Raw genomic sequence first — 20,912 nt, 5'->3', positions numbered from 1 at the left:
CTTTAGAAAATATGGATTAGTCTACGATATTTTAAGAGGTGGTGTTAGCAGCAATGGGAAAAACTGCGTATAAAATGTAAAAAAATATAAATATGCTGCGCCGCGTCTATCCTCAAGATGGCGAGGTCGGCGGCGCACAAAAACTTTAAGTGGAATTTTCCGGCAAAAACTACTTTTTTTGGTTTACGTGTAAGTACGTACCTCTTTGGGGCTAGCGCTGATTCGCTTCTATAACTTCTCGTCGAATTTTCCGGGTGCGGGCAAAGAGTTCTTCCAGCGTGTCGCCTTCCCCCCAGCGAATGGCGCGTTGGAGGACAGTCAAATCTTCGCTAAAGCGTTGTAGTATCTCAAGGACAGCTTCTTTGTTGTTGAGGAAAACATCACGCCACATCACCGGATCTGACGCCGCAATGCGTGTGAAATCCCTGAAACCAGAAGCTGAAAATTTAATCACTTCCTGTTTTAAATGATCTCCCAGATCATCTGCAGTCCCCACAATTGTATAGGCAATCAGGTGAGGCAGGTGCGAGGTAATCGCCAGCACCATATCATGATGCTGGGCATCCATTCTTTCGATCATGGAACCAGCACGGCGCCACATTTCGGTGACTTTTTCAATAGCCGCTTCATCTGTACCTTGCGGTGGGGTCAGGATCAGCCAGCGTTTATCAAAAAGTTCAGCAAAGCCGGCCTCGGGTCCTGAATGTTCGGTTCCTGCAATGGGATGGGCGGGGACAAAATGAATTCCATCGGGCAGGTGCTGGCTGACATCATGGATAATGGACTGTTTGACAGACCCCACGTCAGATACAATTGCACCCTCTTTTAATCCCGGTGCAAAAGCGGCTGCGACATCCCCACAAACACCCGGTGGTGTGCAGATGATGACCAGATCAGCATCTTTGACAGCCTCAATGAAACCCCCTGTCACGTCATCAGCCAGGCCCAGCTCTAACGCTTTGTCGCGATGGGCCTTGTTGATGTCACAGACGGTAATGTGGTCTGTGACCTTTGTGTGACGAATAGAGCGGGCCAGTGATGACCCGATCAGGCCAATACCAATAAAGGTGACGCGCTTAAACAGGATGTCGGTAGCGGACATGGTTTATTTACTCATAAAGTCTCTAAGTGCGTCCATGAAAGTGGTCATTTCTTCTTCTGTGCCGATGGAAACCCGCAGGCAGTCCCCCAGACCATAAGAAGACATGGCGCGCACGATAATGCCTTGACTACGCATGAACTCATCAGCTTTGCGTGAGCTGTGTTCTGTTTGATGTGGAAAGCGGATCAGGGCAAAGTTGGCATGACTGGTCGTGCATTCCAGCCCCAGCTTGTGTGCTTCCTCTTCCGTCCAACGCAGCCATTTCAGGTTATGTTTGCGTGTTTTAGCGACAAACAATTCATCATCAAGGGCTGCTTCCCCTGCGGCCAGTGCTGTCGCACTAACATTAAAGGGATTGCGCGCACGGTTGAGCACATCGGCAATTTCATCAGAACTGTAAGACCAGCCCAAACGGACGCCGCCCAGCCCATACATTTTGGAGAAGGTGCGCGTCATGACCGTATTTTGCGTACGTTCAGCCAGTTCAATGCCGGCTTCGTAATCGTCTTCGGTCATAAACTCTGCGTAAGCCGCATCAATCACAAGCAAGATATCATCACGCAAGCCCTGGCGCAGGCGGTTCATTTCCGATTTTGGAATATAGGTTCCGGTCGGGTTGTTGGGGTTGGCGACAAAGACAATTTTTGTTTTGCCTGTCACTGCTGCCAACATGGCATCCACATCCGTGGTCAGGTTGGTTTCCATGGCCGTGACAGGGGTTGCCCCTGCTGCTTTGGCGGCAATAGGGTACATCAAAAAACCGTGGTCGGAATAAAGGACTTCATCACCCGGTCCAGCATAGGCGCGACACAGCAGGCCAAGAATTTCATCAGACCCGGCCCCGCAGACGATATTGTCGGCATTGATGTTGTACTTTTGCGCCAGTTTAGCGCGCAATGTGGTTGCCCCGCCATCAGGGTAACGGTGCTGTTGGTCGGCAGTCTTTTTAATGGCTTCAACCGCACTGGGCGCTGTGCCAAAGGGGCCTTCATTGGAAGAAAGCTTGATCACGCGTGAGACCCCTTTAAGGGCAGATTCTCCCCCTTTGTAAGGGGTAATGTCCATCAGGCCGGGACGAGGTGTTAAAGTCGCCATTTTATTTTCCAGTTCTTCTTTTATGCCAGTTCGTCAGCGCTGAAGGGAACGGCATAGCCCCCAAGTTTTTTCATGCCTCTGACATTGGCATCTATTTTATCTATAAAGCTTTTTACAATCTCTTGGTCCATGTCCAGAACCTGATCGGCTTCAACCAGAACCAGCCATTGGTCGCGCATGTCTGTATCCATCCATTGGCCCTGAATTGTAACATTCAGATCAGTTTCATGGAAATGGGACAGGATGATCCGTGGGCTGACCTCCTGATCAAATTCAATGGCGGTATAATAGCGTTCATGATCCGTATGGTCATCTGTTGGCAGGCCAATGATCAGGGCTTCCTGATAGGTGCCGCGCACTTTTTCTGTTGAGGCCACTGGCAGACGCGAGACAATTTGCGGTGTGTTTTGTGCGTTGGAATAAATATGGCGCCACCACGGGTCCGAATCGTCAATGGAGGCAATGGGTAAAACACCAATGGCGGCGTCTCCACTTTGGACCGCCCCAATCACCCCGCGCACGGATGCATGGGATGTCATGGGCGTTTGGGAGCCATATTGGTCGCGGGCCAAATCCCAGTACGCCGCCCCGGCTTCGGGCATATAAACAGCCATTGCCAAATGCCCTTGCATTTTAAGATAGGCCGACATGACTTCGCGCCAGATGCGTACCAGTGCCCCTTTGGGAAACGGCCCTTCATGGCGTGAAATCAGGCGACGGAGCACTTCGGCTTCACGGCCTGGACGCAATTTGATCCCTTCGGCACCTTTGGCCGCGCGGACTTCTTCAACCACCTGGGCGCGTTCCATCAGCAGATCGTGAACGGCATCATCAATGCGGTCGATCTCTTGGCGTAATTGAGCAAGTTTGTTTTCTGACATTTTCTTAATCGGTCTTTTGCAAGGTTGCACATTTCCCATAGGAATAATCCGAAAGGGGGCGAAAGGCAAAGAAAACATTGACAGTATGGCATTTGAAGGAATAGCTAACACTTCTTAAAGGATATTTATGTCATATATCATCCATGAGTAATAAGACGCCCATAAACGCCAACCCTTATGGCGATGATTTCCCGACGCAACGTGCGATTTTGGGAACAGATGAGCCGTTGCGTCTGGACTGTGGCGTGGATTTGTCTGATTTTCCCATGGCTTATCAGACCTATGGGACTTTAAATGACGATAAATCCAATGCCATTTTGGTTGCTCATGCCCTGACCGGGGATCAGTTTGTGGCTGATATCAATCCGGTGACAGGCAAGCCCGGCTGGTGGACGACGATGGTTGGCCCCGGCAAACCGATTGATACGGACAAATATTTTATCATTTGTTCTAATGTGTTGGGCGGATGTATGGGCACCATTGGCCCGGCGGCAATTAACCCGGAAACAGGTGCGCCCTGGGGCGTGGATTTCCCCGTCATTACGATTGGAGATATTGTGCGTGCCCAAGTCTTGCTTCTGGATCATTTGGGCATTGAAAATCTGTTTAGCGTGATCGGTGGGTCCATGGGCGGCATGCAGGCGCTGGAATGGGCCGCTGCTTATCCTGAGCGGGTTTTTTCCTGCGTACCAATTGCGACCGCTGCAACCCATAGTGCGCAGAATATTGCCTTTTATGAAGTGGGACGCCAAGCGATTATGGCTGACCCGCAATGGTGTGGGGGACGATATCTTCAAGAAGGTCAAAAACCACGAGCAGGTTTGTCTGTTGCGCGCATGGCAGCACATATTACCTATATGTCGGAAACGGCTCTGACACAAAAGTTTGGGCGTCGCTTGCAAGATCGAGACGCCGTGACCTTTGGGTTTGAAGCCGATTTTCAAATTGAAAGTTATTTGCGTCATCAAGGAACCAGTTTTGTGGAACGTTTTGATGCCAATTCGTATCTGTATGTTACTCGTGCCATGGATTATTTCGATTTGGCGACCACCCATGGCAAAGGCAAGCTGGCAGAAGTTTTCAAAGAGACGGAAATCCGTTTTTGTGTGGTGTCCTTTTCTTCAGATTGGCATTATCTGCCAGAAGACAGTCGCGTCATTGTACGTGGCCTGACCGGGGCTGGAGCCAATGTGTCGTATGTGGATGTGGTATCGGACAAGGGCCATGATGCTTTCTTGCTGGATGAGCCAGACTTTGAACGGGTGCTCAACGGCTTTTTGGAAGGGGCTGCACGCAGGCGGGGGTTAAGCTCATGAATAGTGCAAAAGCCATCCGTGTGGACCTCCAAGTTATCGCTGATCTGATTGAACCAGGAAGCCGTGTTTTGGATGTCGGCTGTGCCGATGGGCAGTTGCTGGATTATCTGGTGACTGAAAAAGACGTACGTGGCCGTGGACTTGAAATTTCACAGGAAGGGGTCAACCGTTGTGTGGAACGCGGCCTGTCTGTAGTGCAAGGGGATGCGGAAGAAGATTTGGGCTATTACCCGGATGATGCCTTTCATTTTGTTATCTTAAGCCAGACGTTACAAGCCACCCATCACCCGGACCAGATTGTGAAAGACCTGTTGCGCCTGGGCAAACGGGCCATTGTCTCTTTCCCGAATTTTGGGCATTGGCGGGTGCGCAGTTATCTGTTTTTCAATGGTCGTATGCCGGTCAATGAGACCCTGCCTTATCAATGGTACAATTCGCCCAATATGCATTTTTGTACGATCAAGGATTTCATTGTCATGTGCGATGAAATGGGGGTGACGATTGAACGTTCCATCGCACTGGACGCTGATGGGCAAGCACATCGTATTCGCACCAATCTGTTTTTTGCCAATCTGCTGGGTGAACAAGCGGTTTTCTTGCTGCGTAAGGATTAAGAGCCTGCCCCGAAAGCATTTGTTGATTTTCATCAACTTACTCAAGGACAAAAGTTAGGAAACACGTGCAAAGCGATGCGAGGCATCGGTTAAATGTGTTGACGCGACAGTTGCCCTTGAGACGTTGACCCGAAGGGTAGCCTTATGTTCGCCCGTCAGGGCGTCAAGATTTGCTTATGATGCCCCCAGCATCACCGCACAAATCTTTTCTACTGACGAACAAAATAAGGCTATGAAAAATAACAAATGCTTTCGGGGCAGGCTCTAAGAGCCTGGTTTATCCAGCGGGCTTTGGAAAAAAGCCTTATCCGTCAGACCAAAGCGAAACAATTCCTGTCGCTTGATTTTTGCATAGGTGCCATCTTCTTTGACCGTTTTGATGGCACTGGCAAGTTTGTCAATCAGGTGAGCTTTTGATTTATGCAGATATACATACATGGGTTTGATGGCAAAAGGGGGGCTAACGGGGTAGAGCCTTAAACCTTCTTTCTGGGCAATATATGTGCCTTTATCCAGCGTATGCATGGCAATATCAATACGTCCGTGGGCGGCCATTTTGAACAAGGATTCTCCATTAAGGCCGGGTTGATGCATCCGGTCTTCGCCAAATGCCTTTGAGAAAATTGTCCAGCCCCGCGGATATGCGATTTTCAGATTGCCAGTATCAAGCCAGTCTTTGACTTTGACGTTTGGTTTGGCGCTAAAGCCAATGAATTGATCAATTAAAACAGCTTCCGGCACACGGATCAGGTTGGGGTAATAGGTTTCAAGCCCCGCAATACGGTGGAGTTCACCATCAAAATCCCCTTGATTGGTGGTGATCAGGCTGCGTTGGGCAGGTTGAACAATAAAATCAATATCAAGATTGATACGTTTGCCAGCAGTCTGAATGATTTTCTTGAGATAGCTGGGCTGCTGATACCCTCCTGACACAGGGGGGATGGCCGGCGAGGAAAGAGTTATGCTTTCTGCCATAACATGAGGGCTTGCACATATCATCATACATGCCAGTACCAGTAAGAGTGTATTTTTCATTTTTTTGAACGTTATAGTTTATTTTCGGCGCAGGTAATATAACCGAAATAAGTAAAAAACTCCAGCTCTATCCAACCTACAGCCCTTTTCTCTAAATCTGACTCGCTTTCACGTTTATCTCACACAATGTGGGTAGAAACCTTGCATGCGGCGGTGTTATTCACCGCAAATGGAAGGTGCCGCCTTTCACGTTGTTTAAGATAAGGCTCCATGAAATGGGTCAGATTTAGAGAAAAGGGAGGGTGGGCTTCTTTTTCTTGTGGTGAACATGCCAGCTTTCACGGCTGGGTAAGGCCACAATTCGGCGCTGTTTTACACGGGCCGGTGCACAGGGGTTTGCGGCGTAAATCTGTTTGGTGGCTTCGACAAGACAAACACCCGCAAAACCGGGGAAAAGTTTGTGGCCGACCTTTTCCCATGCCAAAGCTGAGCCCAGCATCATGCGTGAGTGCGACGGCGGTACATAAAGGGCACGTTCAGCGCGCAAGGGGGTGAACATGGTATCACGCAACAGGGAATTGAGCTGGCGGGGTGAATAGGGACGCCCCAGACCAAAAGGGGTGCGCTCCATCCGTGCCCAGATCCCTGTACGGTTTGGAACAACGATTAAAACCTTGCCGCTGCCATTGAGGACGCGCCAAACTTCACGCAGCAAATTGCGCAATTGTTCGGAACATTCCACCGCATGAACAATCAGAACCCGATCCACACTCAGGTCATCCAGTGGCAGTTCGGCTTCATCGACCAATGTGGTGAGAGAGCGGCTTTCATTGGGCCAGTGTAAGACCCCTTGGGCGGCTGGCATAAAGGCAAGCGTGCGTTCGGCATCTGTTTTAAACAGGCCGAGATACGGGGTCGTATAGCCAAGGCCGAGAATTTTCATTCCCTTGCAATCCGGCCAAAGCTCGCGAATACGCCGCCGGATCATCCGTCGTGCCACGCCACCAAGGGGGGATTGATAAAAGTCCCGTAAATCAACAACATCCATCCACATGAGCCAAAGTGTACCTGCAAATAATCCTTCTGTCATGTTGAAGTCATGATATAGTTTTTAAAAAGGACTGACTCTAAGGGATAAAAAATGGCTTCACTGCAAATTGAACAGGTACCCGTTCTTTCTGACAATTATGTCTATTTGATCTATGACCCTGAAACCCAAGCCTGTGCCTGTGTGGACCCGGCAGAAAGCGCTCCTGTGAAACGGCGTCTGGATGAATTGGGATGGAAGCTGACCCATATTTTAAATACCCATCATCACCATGACCATATTGGTGGAAATTTACAGCTCAAGCAGGCTTATGAATGTCAGGTGGTTGGCTGTGCCCGTGATGCAGCTCGCATTGACGGAATTGATATTGAACTGTCAGACGGTCAGTTGTTTGAATTTGGGTCAACCACCTGTAAAATTTTTGAAGTGCCGGGCCATACCAGCGGCCATATTGCATTCTGGTTTGAAAAGGATCAGGCTCTTTTTTGTGGGGATACTTTGTTTGCGCTGGGCTGTGGCCGTTTGTTTGAAGGAACGGCAGCGCAGATGTGGGATAGCCTGTCCAGGTTCAAAGCTTTGCCTGATGAAACCCGTGTTTATTGTGCCCATGAATATACTCAGGCCAATGCACAATTTGCCATTACAATCGAACCGGATAATCAAGCCTTGATTTCGCGCATGGCGGACATCAAGTCTTTGCGTGAGGCAAATCGACCAACCATACCTTCAAATATTGGATTGGAAAAAGCGACCAATCCGTTTTTGCGCCCGGAAGAAACGGCTGTGCAAAAGACTTTGAATATGGTGGGCGAAGACGTTGTTGCCATCTTTGCTGAAATTCGTCAGCGCAAGGATCATTTCTAATTCTGGGAAGGATATCTCATGAAGTTACGTTATTCAGGCACATCACCTTATGTGCGCAAAGTCATGGTCAGTGCCATGGAACTTGATCTGTTGGACCGCATTGAGCTGGAGGAAACCTTTGTTTGGTCCCCAGAAACTGATATTGGATTGGTCAACCCATTGGGTAAGATCCCGGCCCTGACGCTGGATGACGGCTATGTTCTTTATGACTCCCCCGTTATCTGTGAATATCTGGATGAACTGGTCCCCGGTGTGGTGTTGTTTCCCGCCCCCGGCAAGGCACGTTGGAAGGCTTTGCACTTTCAGGCGTTAGCTGATGGGATTACCGATGCAGGTGTGTTGCGTCTGCTGGAAAGCCGTCGTGGTGATGGGGAAAGATCACAAGGCTGGATTGAACGTCAGGCCAATGTGATCAATCGTGGCCTGGATGCGCTGGAAAAAGAAGTGGATCTGTTAGCTGGTGGTCCGCTGACCATCGGGCAAATCGCGGTGGGGTGTTGTTTGGGCTGGATAAATTTTCGTTTTCCAGATGATCAGATTTTTGCCAAACGCCCGCAACTTTCTGCCTGGTTTGAGGGCTTTAACTCTCGTGCATCTATGGTCAGGACCGCGCCAAAAGAATAAAAAAGGTCGACACGGAGAACCCGGCTTACGATATATAAAAAAGAGGGTGCTAACCATCTGAACAGAGGGATGAAATATGCAAAGACCGGGAATAACACGGGAAAGATTGGTCGGGTTGTGTATGCTCGGGCTTCTTTTGTTCAGCCCTTCCATTGTCTCTATTTTTGATCGTGGGGGCGAGGCTGTCTGGTTTGGCGTCCCGGTTTTATTGATCTATCTGTTTGGAGCCTGGGCTGTCCTCATCGGGATTGCGGCGATTTTGGTGATCCGACGTCAGAAAGAAGCCTTACCTCCCCTCGAACTGGATGGGGAGGATTAAGGGCCATGTTGTCAAATGCCTCTATTTTTATAGCATCGGCAATTTATCTCGGGCTTCTGTTTGCGATTGCCTATTGGGGGGACCGTCGGGCAGAACAAGGGAAAAGCCTGCTGAAAAATCCGGCGATTTATGCTCTTTCCATTGCCGTTTACTGTACGTCCTGGACCTTTTATGGATCTGTGGGGCGCGCAGCCTCATCCGGGGTGGGTTTTTTGCCCATTTATCTGGGGCCGACCCTGACCTTTTTACTGGGCTGGTTCGTGATTGGGAAAATCATGCGGATCAGCCGCAAGCACCGCATTACCTCGATTGCTGATTTTGTGTCTTCCCGCTATGGCAAAAGCCATGTGCTGGGCGGATTGGTGACGATTATCGCGGTGGTCGGGATTATGCCTTATATCTCTCTCCAGCTTAAAGCGGTCTGGAGCAGCTATAATGTCATGATCGGGGCGGCAAAATCGCCCCCGGTTGGGTTATGGGATGACAAGGCGCTTTATGTGGCCTTGATGATGGCGGCTTTTACCATTGTGTTTGGGACACGTCATATTGATGCAACCGAACAGCATGAAGGCATGGTGACGGCCATTGCCTTTGAATCCATTGTTAAATTATTAGCCTTTATGGCGGTTGGTTTTTTTGTCAGCTATTCCATGTTTGACGGGGTGTCTGATATTTATCAGCGTGCGGCAGCCCATCCTGATCTTGCCAGTTTGATGACCATGTCCAAAGCAGAAGGCAACTGGTTGACCCTTGGGGTTTTGGCGATGGTGGCGATTATTTTCTTGCCGCGCCAGTTTCAGGTCATTGTGGTGGAAAATACAGATGAACGCCATCTCTCTCATGCGGTATGGATGTTTCCGCTGTATCTCTTGTTGATTAACCTGTTTGTTTTGCCGATTGCCTTGGGCGGGTTGCTCTATTTCAGCAATGGTGGGGTGGATGCCGATACCTTTGTTTTGGCCTTGCCACTGGCAGAAGGTCATCCGTGGCTGGCTTTGTTTGTTTTTATCGGTGGGTTATCTGCGGCCACGGGCATGGTGATTGTGGCTGCCATTGCCTTGTCGACCATGATCTGTAATGACTTGGTGATGCCGATTTTGTTGCGCTATTTCAAGACGGAACTGGAAGAGCGTCAGGAAATGACCAGCCTGTTGCTCTTTATCCGGCGCATGGCGATTATTGTGATCCTTTTGCTTGGCTATCTTTATTACCGGGTCATCGGGGAATCTTATGCGCTGGTGACAATCGGTCTGGTGTCTTTTGCCGCAGCGGCCCAGTTTGCCCCGGTTATTTTAGGTGGGATTTACTGGAAAGGCGGCACCCAGCGGGGCGCGGTGGCAGGCTTGTTGGCCGGTTTTGTGGTGTGGGGCTATACGTTGGTGCTGCCGTCATTTGCCTTGTCGGACTGGTTGCCGATTTCTTTTGTCAATCAGGGGCCCATGGGAATTGCTTTGTTAAAACCCTATGAGCTGTTTGGGCTGGGCGGGATGGATAATATTTCCCATGCGCTGTTCTGGTCGATGATTGCCAATGTGGGGACGTATATTCTGGTCTCTCTGTTTGATCGTCCCAGTGCCATTGAACGGATACAGGCGACCTTGTTTGTTGAAGTGGATCGACAAGCGGCCTTATCTCAATCCGTTGGTTTTTGGGGGGCGCAAGTCTCCGTTGGGGAATTGCGTGAATTGTCCTCCCGTTATATTGGCCGTGATGCTGCCCATAAAGCCTTTAGCGAACATGCCATTCGCCGTGATATTGATGAAGATCACTGGGATCAGGCCGCACCTTATACGGTGCGGTTTTGTGAACGTTTGTTGGCCGGGGCCATTGGTTCGGCTTCCGCTCGTGTATTAGTCGCTTCTGTTGTCAAAGGCAAGGGGGCAAGTCTGGATGAAATGTTGGAAGTACTGGATGAAGCTTCCCACGTGATTGAATATTCCCATCAGCTTGAATTGAAGTCGGAAGCTTTGGAATCTGCGACAACGGAATTACAGGAAGCTAATGAGCGTCTGCGCCAGTTAGATCGCTTGAAAGATGAATTCCTCTCTCATGTTGCCCATGAGCTGCGTACCCCTTTGACCTCTATTCGCGGCTTTACCGAGATTCTGTATGACAACCCCGAGATGGAAACTGATCAGCGTCAGAATTTTCTGGGCATTATGGTGGAAGAATGCCAGCGGCTGACCCGGCTGATTAATCAGGTACTGGATTTGGCCCGCATTGAATCAGGGCGGGAAACCTGGGATATCACCGAGGTCGAAATGCGTGATGTGATCAAGCATGCGGTTGAAACCCTGTCGCAGGAATGTGAGAAAGATAATGTCATCATTCATGTGGATGTACCAAAATATCTGTCACTGGTGTTGGGAGATAAAGACAAGCTGACACAGGTGGTGATCAATCTGGTGTCCAATGCCCAGAAAATTTATAAAGGGGAAGGCGGAGAGATTAATATCTCGTTGGTCGATATGGGGGATCATGTCCGGATTGCGGTCAAAGACCATGGCCCTGGCCTGCATGAAGATGAGCTACGCCTTGTTTTTGAAAAATTCTATCAGGCCAAACAAATTGGCACAGGCAACCCGACAGGCTCCGGTCTGGGACTGGCGATTTCCCAGCGTATTGTGGACCATCTTGGTGGAAAGATCTGGGTGGAAAGCGACTATGGCAAAGGCGCAACTTTCTTCTTCACCGTACCTTTCTCTGAGAGGGCGAAGAAGGTTTAGTATGATATTTAATACAAGTATTTATATGTTTAATATTTAATTATGCGTGCTATAATTGATTTATGTGAAATTATTTGTAGGGTGGATGCGCTTATGGGGGTTTATGTTGCTTATTTAGGAGTAGAAGGTGAGGTGCGTTTACTGAAAACTTCAGGTCGTGAAGTGGCGCAAAGCAGCGATACGAAAATCCATGTCGCAAGTGGCATTGAACCATCACTGTGTAGAGATGAAGTTCCGGGAAAGAATGAATGGTGTCTCGCTTATGTGAACGAAAATCACCAAGTTGCGGTACGAAATAGTAGAAATTCTGAACCCCATATCATCGAAAATTCGGAATGTTATACGAAACCTTGTATTGTTAATATTGGACCTGATCAGTATTTGGTGTGTTGGGTTCAAAGGAGGTTACAAGCAGGTGTGCCAAGTGCTGTGCTTGACCTAACAAGGGGTGTTCCTGACTTACATGCCCATCATAGCGTTGACTTACATGCTCATAGGGCTCAATTACATGCTCGTAAGCCTGAAATACATAATGATCCAAATATTGTGCAAGAAATGTATAATGATACAAATGTTGTGCAAGCGACTTTAATAGGGCCTGGTACAAATGATGTTCTAAAGGCATTCCCCTTAAGTTTTTTTTATCCTTTTGGTACGACCAAAATGTTTGATGGTACAGGGGTTTCTTGTGATGCTTTTAGTGAAGCTGGCCATGTTTATTTTACAGCTTGTCGTCACGATAATTCTATAATGTTTGCAGAGGCTTCTATTAGTGATTGGAACTGTAAATGGAGTGAGGTTGAGCTAGCTCAAGGCCAAAGTGGTCCTTCATTAAAGACAGATTTTACCCCTTCTATAACTTCATATGCATTTGAGACGGCGCCTGGGGTTAAGTTTATTAGGCCATTTTGTGTAATTGCCTGGAAGGGGATGGAGGGCAGTCAAAATAGCCTAAATGCTATGAAGATAGAGCCCGATTGGACGACTGTAGGTCCAGGATTGAGAGGGCGGGGGCTACCCGCTGTTTATGCATCTTGTTTAGCCCTTGAAACGACAAGACATCCGCCTGAAGTTGTTGTTGGCGGTGGTCGGTTGGAAAATCCATATATTTATATTTGCTGGATTGGTGAAGATCCTGACCAGTCTTTTAATGTGGCGAAAATTGATTTGTTCAACAATCCCATGGATAGTATTCAGGAAATTGTTACGCCTAAAATTGAAACAGGGTCTAAAAAAACTATTTCTTTTCATATGAGGGGGAGAGGGGGGATGAGCGTTGCTTATGTTAAAGGAGGTGGCTTAAACCCAAACGTACCTCTCCCTGTTATGTGGGAGGTTTAGAAACTTACCTGTTTTTCACGCACACGCCCCGGTCGGGCGGCGGCTTCTTCGGCGGCTTCGATTTTTTTCCAGTTGTCAAAATCAACCGGGGTGACGTTGCGCTCAGCCAAGAGGTTATCTAAACCTGCCGGGCCTTTTTTGCCGCTGTCTCCATTAAATTGTTCGATCGCCAGTTTTGCCATTTCCATGGATTCTTTGCGGTTGGTCGGGATGGTGCCTTGTGGGCCGTGTTTACACCAGCCGGCTACATAAACACCGTCTTCCACAATGCCGTCGTTGTTTTTTACAATGCCACCATCCATGGGAAGCCCGTCAAACGGGGCGGTTTCATAGCCAATGGCGGAAATGATGGTGGAGACTTCAATGTCGAAGGTTTCCCCTGTGCCCTGGAGTTTGCCATCCACAAGAGCTGTGCGTTCAAGGCGCAGTCCTTCCACACAGTCCTGTCCCAGAATTTCAACCGGTTTAGCCCAGAATTGCATGTGGAGTGTTTTGGGTTTGTCTGCTCGATCCGTTCCGTTTAGATCGCGCAGGATTTCCATATTCTTTTCTTTGTTTTTCTGGGCTTTCAGGTCATCTTCCTGCGGCTTTTGTGTCAGGTCATCATTGAGAATGACGGGATGACACTGGGCAAGATGGCCCAGTTCATTGGCTTCAGACGGGGTAAAGGCCGCTTGGGCGGCACCGCGTCGCCCAATCATATAATAATCGCGAAGATCAACCGCCTGAATGGCCTCTTCGGCATGTTGACACAGATCAGAACCTTCTAGCTCTTCTGTGGATTTTGCCAGAACCCGTACGATATCAATCGCTACATTACCATTACCGATAATCGCCACACCTTTGGGGCCGAGTTTGGGTGTCAGGTCAACAAAATCAGGATGACCATTATACCAGTTTACGAAGGCACTTGAGCCATAAACGCCTTTAAGGTCTTCACCTGTGATCCCCATTTTGCGATCAACCGAGGCACCAATGGCGAGGAAAATAATGTCATAGAGATCTTTGAGGTCTTGATAAGAGACATCGCGGCCAATTTCCACATTGCCGACAAAACGCACATTGTCATTGTTCATTGTGCGTTCAAATTGGCGTGTAACATTCTTGGTGCCTTGATGGTCCGGGGCCACACCAGCGCGCACCAGCCCAAAGGGGGTGTGGAGACGTTCAATGATATCAATCTGGCAGTTGGGAAGTTTTTTGGCAAAGGTATCGGCAGCATAAAAGCCGCTGGGGCCGCTGCCGATGATCGCGATTTTGGCACTCATAAGGTGAGACTCTCTGTTGAAGGGGAGGCTTCATCTGCACCGTCCAGACCGCCAAATCTATTATAGAAATAAGGGCTGGCATCGGGCAGGGGGCCTTCTGCTGTTTCTAATAAGGATTCAAGGTGCCTTTCTGCGCTGGGTGCGCAAAGGCGATAGAGGTTCGCACACAAGGTTGCCGCCGTGGAACCCGGCCAGTCTGCGTGAAGCAGTTCATCAGGCAGCATGGGGTCACGTAACATGATCCGGCGATATTCATGGATCAAAAGGGTGCGTACCAGAAAACTGTTTTGTGGATCAATATCACCTTCTGCACTGAGGGCGTGATAGAAAGGGCGAAAGGCTTCCAGAAAATTATTGTAATCTTCGGCCAATTGATCCAGATCCCAGCTGCTGTGTACCATATTGCGGTGCGGCGTTGTGCCGCTGTGCCGGTCAGCGCGCGCGGCCATGGTGACAACATCATCTTCAACGCCCATGTCTTGGATGATCTGGCGAACGGCACGAATATCGGCTGCCGGGTGGGCAAAAACATTGGGTGAAACCGTGCCAAAGCCCAGCCATTGAAATTCACGGCGCAATGTATCGCGTATTTCTTGTGATAGATTGGCTTTATTGACCAGCACCATCAGCCATTCCCCATTCCATGTACGGTGTGGGGAGGCATAAATACGACGGTGCGCTGTTTCAAAACGGCGTCGTCCGATTTCAGTCAGCTTGTAATAACTGCGTCGTCCAATCTGATTTGCACTGAGCCAGTCATCTTTAGAGAGACGAAAGACAGCGGTGCGTACCATACGTTCGCTTAAGCCCAAAGGCTCAACCAAATTAATCAGACTGCCCAGCCAGACGGAACCTCCGTGGGGCAGAATCGCATCACCATAAACGGTTACCAACAAGGATTTTGCCCGCAACGTTGTTTTGTCGCGTAGCTCAAAGATGGCATCCTGGATTTTCTTGTTATTGCTCATGGTAGTCGAACCTGCATTCCTAAAGAGAGAGAAAAAACCAAGCCTGAGTCATAGCATAAAGCGTGCAAAGTTTCAGTTCTTACTCTCGGATAAATATAATAGTTACATATTTTATCTGTGTCACTTCAAAAAGTGTAACATATTAATAAAAGTATCATTTGATATTAAGCTATTCTGAAAAATAGGTAGAAAAAATATTTATGTTTTAAAGGGTTAAGTTCTTAATTTTTGAGACTGTATAAAAACTGTTTGACAGATTTTAATATGATACACTATTCTCTTAAAAGAATCATTTAGTGTGTCATATGGCGGAATTCAGCTTAGTTATCGTTGATGGCACATGTTATTTAACAGTTGGAGGAAACTGATGGCTAATTGGAAAACGTACGACAAAGGCGATGAAATGCCAGAAGAGTACAAGAAGCTCTTGTTGAACTTGATGAGCTTCCAGGCGGATTCTGAATATGCAGGTGCACAGCGTGTTGCTGAAAATATGCGTTTTGCTCCGCGTCCTGAAGAAGCATATCGCCTGTCCAAAAAGGTGATGGAAGAAATGGGCCACGGCTATTATGTCTGGAACCTGATGTCTGACCTGGGTGTAAATGTTGATGAGCGTTTGCAGCACCTGGTGCAAAACCCGGATAACCCGGACCCGGCAAAAGTAACTGTGATCAACGGTTTCCGTAAAGAAAACTGGTCCAAATTGTTTGAGTGCTGGGAAGATGTTGCCTTGTTCTCAACTGTTGTAACGCCGGCGGCTGTGGCATTCCTGGGTCAATATCGCGAATGTTCTTATCTGCCGTGGGCACGTGTGAACGTACGTATCCATAAAGAAGAGTATGGTCATCTGGCCTTTGGTGTATGGGCATCCAAGCGTTGTATCGAATTTGGTGGTGAGAAAACCCGTGAATTCATGCAAAAGCGTGTTGAGAAATTCATGAAGGTTGGCCTCGGCTTCTATGGTCGCCCCTCTTCTGGTGATGGTCAGTCTGCGATGTTTGACAAATATTATGAGTACGGCATCAAAGTGAAAAAACCGGAAGAGCTGCAAGAAGAATATCTTGAGCTGCTGGAATCTCGTTTGAAAGAAGTTGGTCTGGAAATGCCGCAAGGTGTTGAGGCTGATTATGACATGCGTGTTGGTTATGAAGCTGCGGACCTGGATGTTCAGGTTTCCAAAGCGGCTAGCTAATCAATAAAAAAGGAGGCGTTTGCAATGATCCCCGAGTTGCCAAATACATTATTTTCAAATGGTCGCAGTGTGCTGTCCAAATTCGGTTATGTCCATTTTGAAGGTGAGGAAACCCGTGATGACTGGGCCCAGATGTGGGAACATTTACGTGGTGATTTCCCCCTTGAGGCGGAGCAGGTCCCAAGCTTCGACAAGCTGGATACAACTGTACAGGAAGCAGCCTGTGCTTATATGAAAGTTCGTTTGTTGGCAGATCATTATCTGGATGAATGTGAACGCCTTCATGTTAATATTTTCAAAGATTCGATCAATACGGATCTGGTGGAAGCCTACGCAGTGGCGCGTGATAACTATGAACATAGTGTCGAAGACTTTGGCGAAGCGCGCTTGAAAGTGCAGGGCATGCTGGCAGAACTTGCGGCCTAGGCTGAAGACCAAAACTAAATGAACGCATGCCTTTCCTTGGGGAAGGGGGATTTCGTCAGGGGAGGTATGCGTTTTCATTCGTTGAGAAAAAAGCGAGACAACAAAACTCTTGACGAATAGTTTCTATTGAAATAGTTTCAATTGAAATAAATAAAAGAGCGACCTAAAGTGGCGCCATACTTAAAACAGGTTGCATGTCAGTAGTGTATTTTAAAATTACATACAATTTTTTACATTTATGACGCATGCGATCACCTATAGTTTTTAACGAATGAAAACTGTCTATTTGGGAGGCAATGAGAATTATGACTTCACGTCACAACGTTAAAAAAACAATCGCTGCACTGGGCATGGTTGCTGGTGCATTTGCTTATGGGACAACCGAAGCGCAAGCCGCTGATCCGATTAAGGTCGGGACATTTTTGGCAGTAACGGGTCCGGCATCTTTTCTGGGTGATCCGGAACTGAAAACACTTGAACTTTACATTGAAAAATTGAACGAAGGCGGCGGTGTTCTAGGTCGTCAAATTGAATTGGTTCAATATGATGTGGGTGTTGATTCCAAAAAAGCGATTACTGCGGTAAAGCGTCTGGTCAGCCAGGATAAGGTTGATGTGATCGTTGGTGGGTCAACGTCTGGTGCGTCCATGGCGGTAATCCCGGTTGTACAAAAAGCGAAAGTTCCGTTCATTTCACTGGCTGGTGCGGTTGCGATTGTTGAACCTGTGAAGCCTTGGGTTTTCAAGACGCCTCATACAGATAAAATGGCGTGCGGCAAGATTTTTGAAGATCTGAATGGCCGTGGTTTGAACACGATTGCGATGATTTCTGGCACAGGCGGTTTTGGTAAATCCATGAAAGGCCAGTGTGAAAAACTCGCCCCGGCTTATAATATCAAGATTGCAGCCTCTGAATCTTATGGTCCGAAAGATACGGACATGACAGCGCAGCTGACGAAGATTAAAGGTGTGTCTGGTGTGCAGGCTGTTGTGAATGCTGGTTTCGGTCAAGGTCCGGCCATCGTGACGAAAAACTACCGTCAGTTGGGTATGAATGCACCGCTTTATCAGTCTCACGGTGTTGCGTCCAAGAAATATATTGATCTGGCTGGCGATGCAGCAGAAGGTGTGCGCCTTCCAGCAGCAGCTCTTCTGGTTGCTGACATGTTGCCCGATAACGATCCGCAAAAGCCTGTGGTTCAAGCCTATTCCAAAGACTACACGGCTGCTTACGGTAGTTCCGTTTCCACATTTGGCGGTCATGCGTATGACGGGCTGCAAATGGCGATTGCCGCCATCGTTCGTGCCGGTTCAACAGACAAAGGTGCCATTCGTGATGAAATCGAGAAAACAAACGGTTACATCGGCACGGGTGGTGTTGTGAACATGTCCAAGAAAGACCACCTTGGTCTTGACCTTTCAGCGTTTAAAATGCTGGAAATCAAAAACGGTAACTGGACAATCGTTAAGTAAAACAGTGTGGGGGCAGGTAAGCCTGTCCCCATCCTTCCTTTTTTCAGAACCTTTTGTTTCTTAGAGCCTTTTTAAGAGACAGCAGGTGACTTGTATCTCGAAGAAAGATTAGACACATGCACGCCGAATTCCTGCAATTCCTGTTTTCAGGTATCACGTTAGGTGCGACGTATGCGCTGGTGGGACTTGGTTTTTCCATTATCTATAATGCCTCACATGTGATCAATTTCGCTCAGGGCGAATTTGTTATGTTGGGCGGGATGGGAACCGTATTTTTCCTCAGCCTCGGTCTGCCCATGCCGATTGCCATTTTGGCTGCAATTGCGCTGACAACCCTGTTCGGTTTCGGACTGGAACGTTTTGCCATTGCGCCGGCCCGTGGGGCCTCTGTCGTTACCTTGATTATTATCACCATCGGTGCATCTATCGTGATGCGTGGATTGGCTCAGGTCTTCTGGGGCAAGGAATTTCACGCTATCCCGTCTTTTTCTGGCGACACACCCATCAACATTGCAGGGGCAACGATTTTGCCACAAAGCCTGTGGGTGTTGGGCGTGACTGTTTTGCTGGTGATTGCACTGCGTTATTTCTTCGATAAAACCATGATGGGGAAAGCCATTTTGGCAACATCCATGAACCGGGATGCCGCCTTGTTGATGGGCATTAATGTCAAGTTGGTGCTGTTTATCAGCTTTGGCCTGTCTGCTGCCCTTGGTGCGGCAGCTGGTATCTTGGTCGCCCCGATTACCCTGACGAATTTTGAAGCCGGTATCATGTTGGGCCTGAAAGGGTTCTGTGCGGCCATCCTGGGTGGATTGGGCAATGGCATGGGCGCGGTTGCGGGCGGTATGATTGTTGGCATCGCCGAAGCCATGGGCGCAGGTTACTGGATCTCTGAATATAAAGATGCCGTGGCCTTTATCCTTATTCTTCTGGTTCTTTTCTTTAAGCCAAGCGGTCTGTTCGGCAAAACCGGGACGGAGCGTGTATAAAATGATGACTTTAAAATCACCCAGAACAGGCGGCCTGTTGGCTCTTATCGCTGTGATTGCCGTCTTGCCCGCTTTCTTAAATAATGCCTTTCAATATGAAATTGCCATTCTCATCGGCTTTAACGCCATCGTTTGTATCGGCCTGAACCTCTTGATCGGTTATGCCGGGCAAATTAGTCTCGGTCACGGTGCCTTTGTGGGGCTTGGGGCTTATGGTAGTGCCATTCTAACGATGAATCAGGAATGGAACCCGTTGTTGGCCATGGTTGTGGCTGCGGTCTTCACAGGTGTGCTGGCCTTTTTGATTGCCCGCCCGATTTTGAAGCTGAAAGGCCATTATCTGGCGATGGCGACCCTGGGCATGGGGATTATTATTTCCATTGTCATTAATACGGAAGACCAAATCACAGGTGGCCCGGATGGCATGTATGTGGAAGGGCTGTCTTTCATGGCCGAACAAACATATTGGTACTGGTTGGTAGGTGTCTTATTGATCTTCAGTGTTTGGGCTTCCATGAACCTGATTGACTCCCCGATTGGCCGTGCCCTTCGTGCCGTTCATGGCTCAGAAGTTGCGGCCGAAGTGGTGGGTGTGGACACCACCCGCTTCAAGGTGATGATTTTTGTGGTCTCTGCTGTTTTTGCCAGCATTGTCGGTAGCCTTGGGGTTTATTATTCCAACTTCGTGACACCGGATATTGCAGGCTTCTTCCATTCCATCGAACTGGTGGTAATGGTGGTGTTTGGTGGCATGGCGTCCACATTTGGGGCCGTCATTGGTGCAGCAATCCTGACTTTGTTGCCACAGTTCCTGACGTTCCTGCATGATTATGAACATCTTGTCTTTGGTCTGATCTTGATGCTGACCATGATTTTCCTGCCCAAAGGTCTGGTACCCAGCCTTGCAGGTGTCTTCAAGAAGGGAGACAAGTCATGAGCCTTCTCAAAGTCAATAATCTGACCATTCAATTTGGTGGTCTGCGGGCCATTGATGATCTGTCTTTTTCAATCGAGCCAGGTACCATTCATTCGATCATCGGCCCAAACGGGGCAGGGAAAACGACATTGTTTAACCTGATCACCGGGGTTTATACGCCAACAAGTGGCAGTGTGCTTTATGATGATGAAGGGGTGACAGGCTATAAACCGTATGAGCTCGCCGCACGTGGTATGAGCCGTACGTTCCAGAACCTGCAAATCTTTTTCAACATGACAGCGATTGAAAATGTCATGGTTGGGGCGCACCTACACCTTAATCGAGGGTTCTTTGCCTCTTTCTTTGGTATGCCGCAGATTAAGAATGGGGACATGCATTGCCGTGAAACCTGTCTTGAGCTGTTGGATTTTGTCGGCTTGAAAGAATATGCCGATGTGGATACGGAAAGTATGCCCTATGGTGCACTCAAGCGTTTGGAAATTGCTCGCGCTTTGGCCTCCAAACCGAAAATCCTTTTGCTGGATGAACCGGCTGCGGGTTTGAACCCGGCGGAAAGTCGCGAGATTGATGAAGTCATCAAAAAAGTGGCGGAACGTGGCATTACCGTGGTGCTGGTTGAACATGACATGAAGATGGTGATGGAAATTTCCGATCATATCCTTGTTCTTGATTACGGACGTAAATTAACCGAAGGGACGGCGCAGGAAGTGCGCAACAACCCGGATGTAATTGCGGCATATTTGGGGGGCTAA

At 48.5% G+C, this 20,912-nt stretch carries 20 protein-coding genes; 13 read left to right on the top strand and 7 right to left on the bottom strand.

The genetic code is table 11. The annotated features are described in order from the left end of the window. Nucleotides 1-211 precede the first annotated feature (211 nt). The 3 genes from E4K71_RS11585 to pheA are packed head-to-tail and all read right to left on the bottom strand — an operon-like array spanning nucleotide 212 to nucleotide 3,078. A complete protein-coding gene (locus tag E4K71_RS11585; RefSeq protein ID WP_135079727.1) occupies nucleotides 212-1,102 on the bottom strand; it encodes a prephenate/arogenate dehydrogenase family protein in 891 nt (296 codons plus the stop codon). Nucleotides 1,103-1,105: 3 nt separating this feature from the next. Next, nucleotides 1,106-2,197, bottom strand: coding sequence for a histidinol-phosphate transaminase (gene hisC / locus E4K71_RS11580; protein WP_135079725.1), 1,092 nt, complete (start codon nucleotides 2,195-2,197; stop codon nucleotides 1,106-1,108). A gap of 20 nt (nucleotides 2,198-2,217) precedes the next feature. Further along, nucleotides 2,218-3,078: a chorismate mutase gene (gene pheA, locus E4K71_RS11575; RefSeq protein WP_167730488.1), complete on the bottom strand. Its 861-nt coding sequence runs from the start codon at nucleotides 3,076-3,078 to the stop codon at nucleotides 2,218-2,220. A 143-nt stretch (nucleotides 3,079-3,221) separates the two neighbouring features. On the opposite strand from pheA, the gene E4K71_RS11570 reads away from it, so the two are divergent. Both E4K71_RS11570 and metW read left to right on the top strand, forming a co-directional pair. Next, a complete protein-coding gene (locus tag E4K71_RS11570; RefSeq protein ID WP_135079721.1) occupies nucleotides 3,222-4,394 on the top strand; it encodes a homoserine O-acetyltransferase in 1,173 nt (390 codons plus the stop codon). Continuing rightward, the gene (gene metW / locus E4K71_RS11565; RefSeq protein WP_135079719.1) at nucleotides 4,391-5,008 is read left to right on the top strand and encodes a methionine biosynthesis protein MetW; all 618 of its coding nucleotides are present in this window, start codon (nucleotides 4,391-4,393) and stop codon (nucleotides 5,006-5,008) included. The genes E4K71_RS11570 and metW overlap by 4 nt, the downstream gene beginning before the upstream one ends. A gap of 264 nt (nucleotides 5,009-5,272) precedes the next feature. Here the strand turns inward: metW and E4K71_RS11560 are convergent, their stop codons facing one another. Next, complete coding sequence (locus E4K71_RS11560) at nucleotides 5,273-5,983, bottom strand: transporter substrate-binding domain-containing protein (protein WP_167730485.1); 711 nt, start codon at nucleotides 5,981-5,983, stop codon at nucleotides 5,273-5,275. Between the two features lie 286 nt (nucleotides 5,984-6,269). Next, nucleotides 6,270-7,073, bottom strand: coding sequence for a methyltransferase domain-containing protein (locus tag E4K71_RS11555; RefSeq protein ID WP_240796799.1), 804 nt, complete (start codon nucleotides 7,071-7,073; stop codon nucleotides 6,270-6,272). 51 nt (nucleotides 7,074-7,124) lie between these two features. Between E4K71_RS11555 and gloB the strand changes: the two genes are divergently transcribed. The 5 genes from gloB to E4K71_RS11530 all read left to right on the top strand — a co-directional run bounded on the left by gloB (nucleotide 7,125) and on the right by E4K71_RS11530 (nucleotide 12,905). Then, on the top strand, nucleotides 7,125-7,895 hold the full coding sequence (gloB, locus tag E4K71_RS11550; protein ID WP_135079715.1) for a hydroxyacylglutathione hydrolase: 771 nt from the start codon (nucleotides 7,125-7,127) through the stop codon (nucleotides 7,893-7,895). A gap of 18 nt (nucleotides 7,896-7,913) precedes the next feature. Beyond that, nucleotides 7,914-8,519, top strand: coding sequence for a glutathione S-transferase N-terminal domain-containing protein (locus tag E4K71_RS11545; protein ID WP_135079713.1), 606 nt, complete (start codon nucleotides 7,914-7,916; stop codon nucleotides 8,517-8,519). Between the two features lie 121 nt (nucleotides 8,520-8,640). Continuing rightward, nucleotides 8,641-8,838 carry a hypothetical protein gene (locus E4K71_RS11540; protein WP_135079711.1) on the top strand — a complete coding sequence of 66 codons (198 nt, stop codon included), beginning with the start codon at nucleotides 8,641-8,643 and terminating at the stop codon, nucleotides 8,836-8,838. Between the two features lie 5 nt (nucleotides 8,839-8,843). Next, complete coding sequence (locus E4K71_RS11535) at nucleotides 8,844-11,564, top strand: sensor histidine kinase (protein ID WP_135079709.1); 2,721 nt, start codon at nucleotides 8,844-8,846, stop codon at nucleotides 11,562-11,564. A gap of 93 nt (nucleotides 11,565-11,657) precedes the next feature. Further along, nucleotides 11,658-12,905: a hypothetical protein gene (locus E4K71_RS11530; RefSeq protein ID WP_135079707.1), complete on the top strand. Its 1,248-nt coding sequence runs from the start codon at nucleotides 11,658-11,660 to the stop codon at nucleotides 12,903-12,905. Here E4K71_RS11530 and E4K71_RS11525 read toward each other — a convergent pair. Beyond that, the gene (locus tag E4K71_RS11525; RefSeq protein ID WP_135079705.1) at nucleotides 12,902-14,173 is read right to left on the bottom strand and encodes an FAD-dependent oxidoreductase; all 1,272 of its coding nucleotides are present in this window, start codon (nucleotides 14,171-14,173) and stop codon (nucleotides 12,902-12,904) included. The genes E4K71_RS11530 and E4K71_RS11525 overlap by 4 nt on opposite strands. Beyond that, nucleotides 14,170-15,141, bottom strand: a complete 972-nt coding sequence (gene paaX / locus E4K71_RS11520; protein WP_135079703.1) for a phenylacetic acid degradation operon negative regulatory protein PaaX — start codon at nucleotides 15,139-15,141, stop codon at nucleotides 14,170-14,172. The genes E4K71_RS11525 and paaX overlap by 4 nt, the downstream gene beginning before the upstream one ends. Before the next feature lie 367 nt (nucleotides 15,142-15,508). Between paaX and E4K71_RS11515 the strand changes: the two genes are divergently transcribed. From E4K71_RS11515 to E4K71_RS11490, 6 genes are all read left to right on the top strand, one after another. Further along, the gene (locus E4K71_RS11515; protein WP_135079701.1) at nucleotides 15,509-16,333 is read left to right on the top strand and encodes a Phenylacetic acid catabolic protein; all 825 of its coding nucleotides are present in this window, start codon (nucleotides 15,509-15,511) and stop codon (nucleotides 16,331-16,333) included. A gap of 24 nt (nucleotides 16,334-16,357) precedes the next feature. Then, nucleotides 16,358-16,759 carry a hypothetical protein gene (locus tag E4K71_RS11510; RefSeq protein ID WP_240796798.1) on the top strand — a complete coding sequence of 134 codons (402 nt, stop codon included), beginning with the start codon at nucleotides 16,358-16,360 and terminating at the stop codon, nucleotides 16,757-16,759. 305 nt (nucleotides 16,760-17,064) lie between these two features. Continuing rightward, nucleotides 17,065-18,231 (top strand): ABC transporter substrate-binding protein, encoded by a 1,167-nt coding sequence (locus E4K71_RS11505; protein WP_135079699.1) that lies wholly within the window; start codon nucleotides 17,065-17,067, stop codon nucleotides 18,229-18,231. Between the two features lie 116 nt (nucleotides 18,232-18,347). Then, a complete protein-coding gene (locus tag E4K71_RS11500; RefSeq protein WP_135079697.1) occupies nucleotides 18,348-19,223 on the top strand; it encodes a branched-chain amino acid ABC transporter permease in 876 nt (291 codons plus the stop codon). A 4-nt stretch (nucleotides 19,224-19,227) separates the two neighbouring features. Beyond that, a complete protein-coding gene (locus tag E4K71_RS11495; RefSeq protein WP_135082054.1) occupies nucleotides 19,228-20,160 on the top strand; it encodes a branched-chain amino acid ABC transporter permease in 933 nt (310 codons plus the stop codon). Further along, nucleotides 20,157-20,912 (top strand): ABC transporter ATP-binding protein, encoded by a 756-nt coding sequence (locus E4K71_RS11490; RefSeq protein ID WP_135079695.1) that lies wholly within the window; start codon nucleotides 20,157-20,159, stop codon nucleotides 20,910-20,912. Before E4K71_RS11495 ends, E4K71_RS11490 begins: the two co-directional genes overlap by 4 nt.

It is taken from the genome of Terasakiella sp. SH-1 (assembly GCF_004564135.1).
Classification (GTDB): Bacteria; Pseudomonadota; Alphaproteobacteria; order Rhodospirillales; family Terasakiellaceae; genus Terasakiella.
This window is presented reverse-complemented; position numbering and strand designations above follow the sequence as displayed.

What these genes read in the sequence shown, in the direction of transcription:
- E4K71_RS11585 (WP_135079727.1), bottom strand. Translation starts at nt 1,102, where the DNA reads ATGTCCGCTACCGACATCCTGTTTAAGCGCGTCACCTTTATTGGTATT.
- hisC (WP_135079725.1), bottom strand. Translation starts at nt 2,197, where the DNA reads ATGGCGACTTTAACACCTCGTCCCGGCCTGATGGACATTACCCCTTAC.
- pheA (WP_167730488.1), bottom strand. Translation starts at nt 3,078, where the DNA reads ATGTCAGAAAACAAACTTGCTCAATTACGCCAAGAGATCGACCGCATT.
- E4K71_RS11570 (WP_135079721.1), top strand. Translation starts at nt 3,222, where the DNA reads ATGAGTAATAAGACGCCCATAAACGCCAACCCTTATGGCGATGATTTC.
- metW (WP_135079719.1), top strand. Translation starts at nt 4,391, where the DNA reads ATGAATAGTGCAAAAGCCATCCGTGTGGACCTCCAAGTTATCGCTGAT.
- E4K71_RS11560 (WP_167730485.1), bottom strand. Translation starts at nt 5,983, where the DNA reads ATGGCAGAAAGCATAACTCTTTCCTCGCCGGCCATCCCCCCTGTGTCA.
- E4K71_RS11555 (WP_240796799.1), bottom strand. Translation starts at nt 7,073, where the DNA reads ATGACAGAAGGATTATTTGCAGGTACACTTTGGCTCATGTGGATGGAT.
- gloB (WP_135079715.1), top strand. Translation starts at nt 7,125, where the DNA reads ATGGCTTCACTGCAAATTGAACAGGTACCCGTTCTTTCTGACAATTAT.
- E4K71_RS11545 (WP_135079713.1), top strand. Translation starts at nt 7,914, where the DNA reads ATGAAGTTACGTTATTCAGGCACATCACCTTATGTGCGCAAAGTCATG.
- E4K71_RS11540 (WP_135079711.1), top strand. Translation starts at nt 8,641, where the DNA reads ATGCTCGGGCTTCTTTTGTTCAGCCCTTCCATTGTCTCTATTTTTGAT.
- E4K71_RS11535 (WP_135079709.1), top strand. Translation starts at nt 8,844, where the DNA reads ATGTTGTCAAATGCCTCTATTTTTATAGCATCGGCAATTTATCTCGGG.
- E4K71_RS11530 (WP_135079707.1), top strand. Translation starts at nt 11,658, where the DNA reads ATGGGGGTTTATGTTGCTTATTTAGGAGTAGAAGGTGAGGTGCGTTTA.
- E4K71_RS11525 (WP_135079705.1), bottom strand. Translation starts at nt 14,173, where the DNA reads ATGAGTGCCAAAATCGCGATCATCGGCAGCGGCCCCAGCGGCTTTTAT.
- paaX (WP_135079703.1), bottom strand. Translation starts at nt 15,141, where the DNA reads ATGAGCAATAACAAGAAAATCCAGGATGCCATCTTTGAGCTACGCGAC.
- E4K71_RS11515 (WP_135079701.1), top strand. Translation starts at nt 15,509, where the DNA reads ATGGCTAATTGGAAAACGTACGACAAAGGCGATGAAATGCCAGAAGAG.
- E4K71_RS11510 (WP_240796798.1), top strand. Translation starts at nt 16,358, where the DNA reads ATGATCCCCGAGTTGCCAAATACATTATTTTCAAATGGTCGCAGTGTG.
- E4K71_RS11505 (WP_135079699.1), top strand. Translation starts at nt 17,065, where the DNA reads ATGACTTCACGTCACAACGTTAAAAAAACAATCGCTGCACTGGGCATG.
- E4K71_RS11500 (WP_135079697.1), top strand. Translation starts at nt 18,348, where the DNA reads ATGCACGCCGAATTCCTGCAATTCCTGTTTTCAGGTATCACGTTAGGT.
- E4K71_RS11495 (WP_135082054.1), top strand. Translation starts at nt 19,228, where the DNA reads ATGACTTTAAAATCACCCAGAACAGGCGGCCTGTTGGCTCTTATCGCT.
- E4K71_RS11490 (WP_135079695.1), top strand. Translation starts at nt 20,157, where the DNA reads ATGAGCCTTCTCAAAGTCAATAATCTGACCATTCAATTTGGTGGTCTG.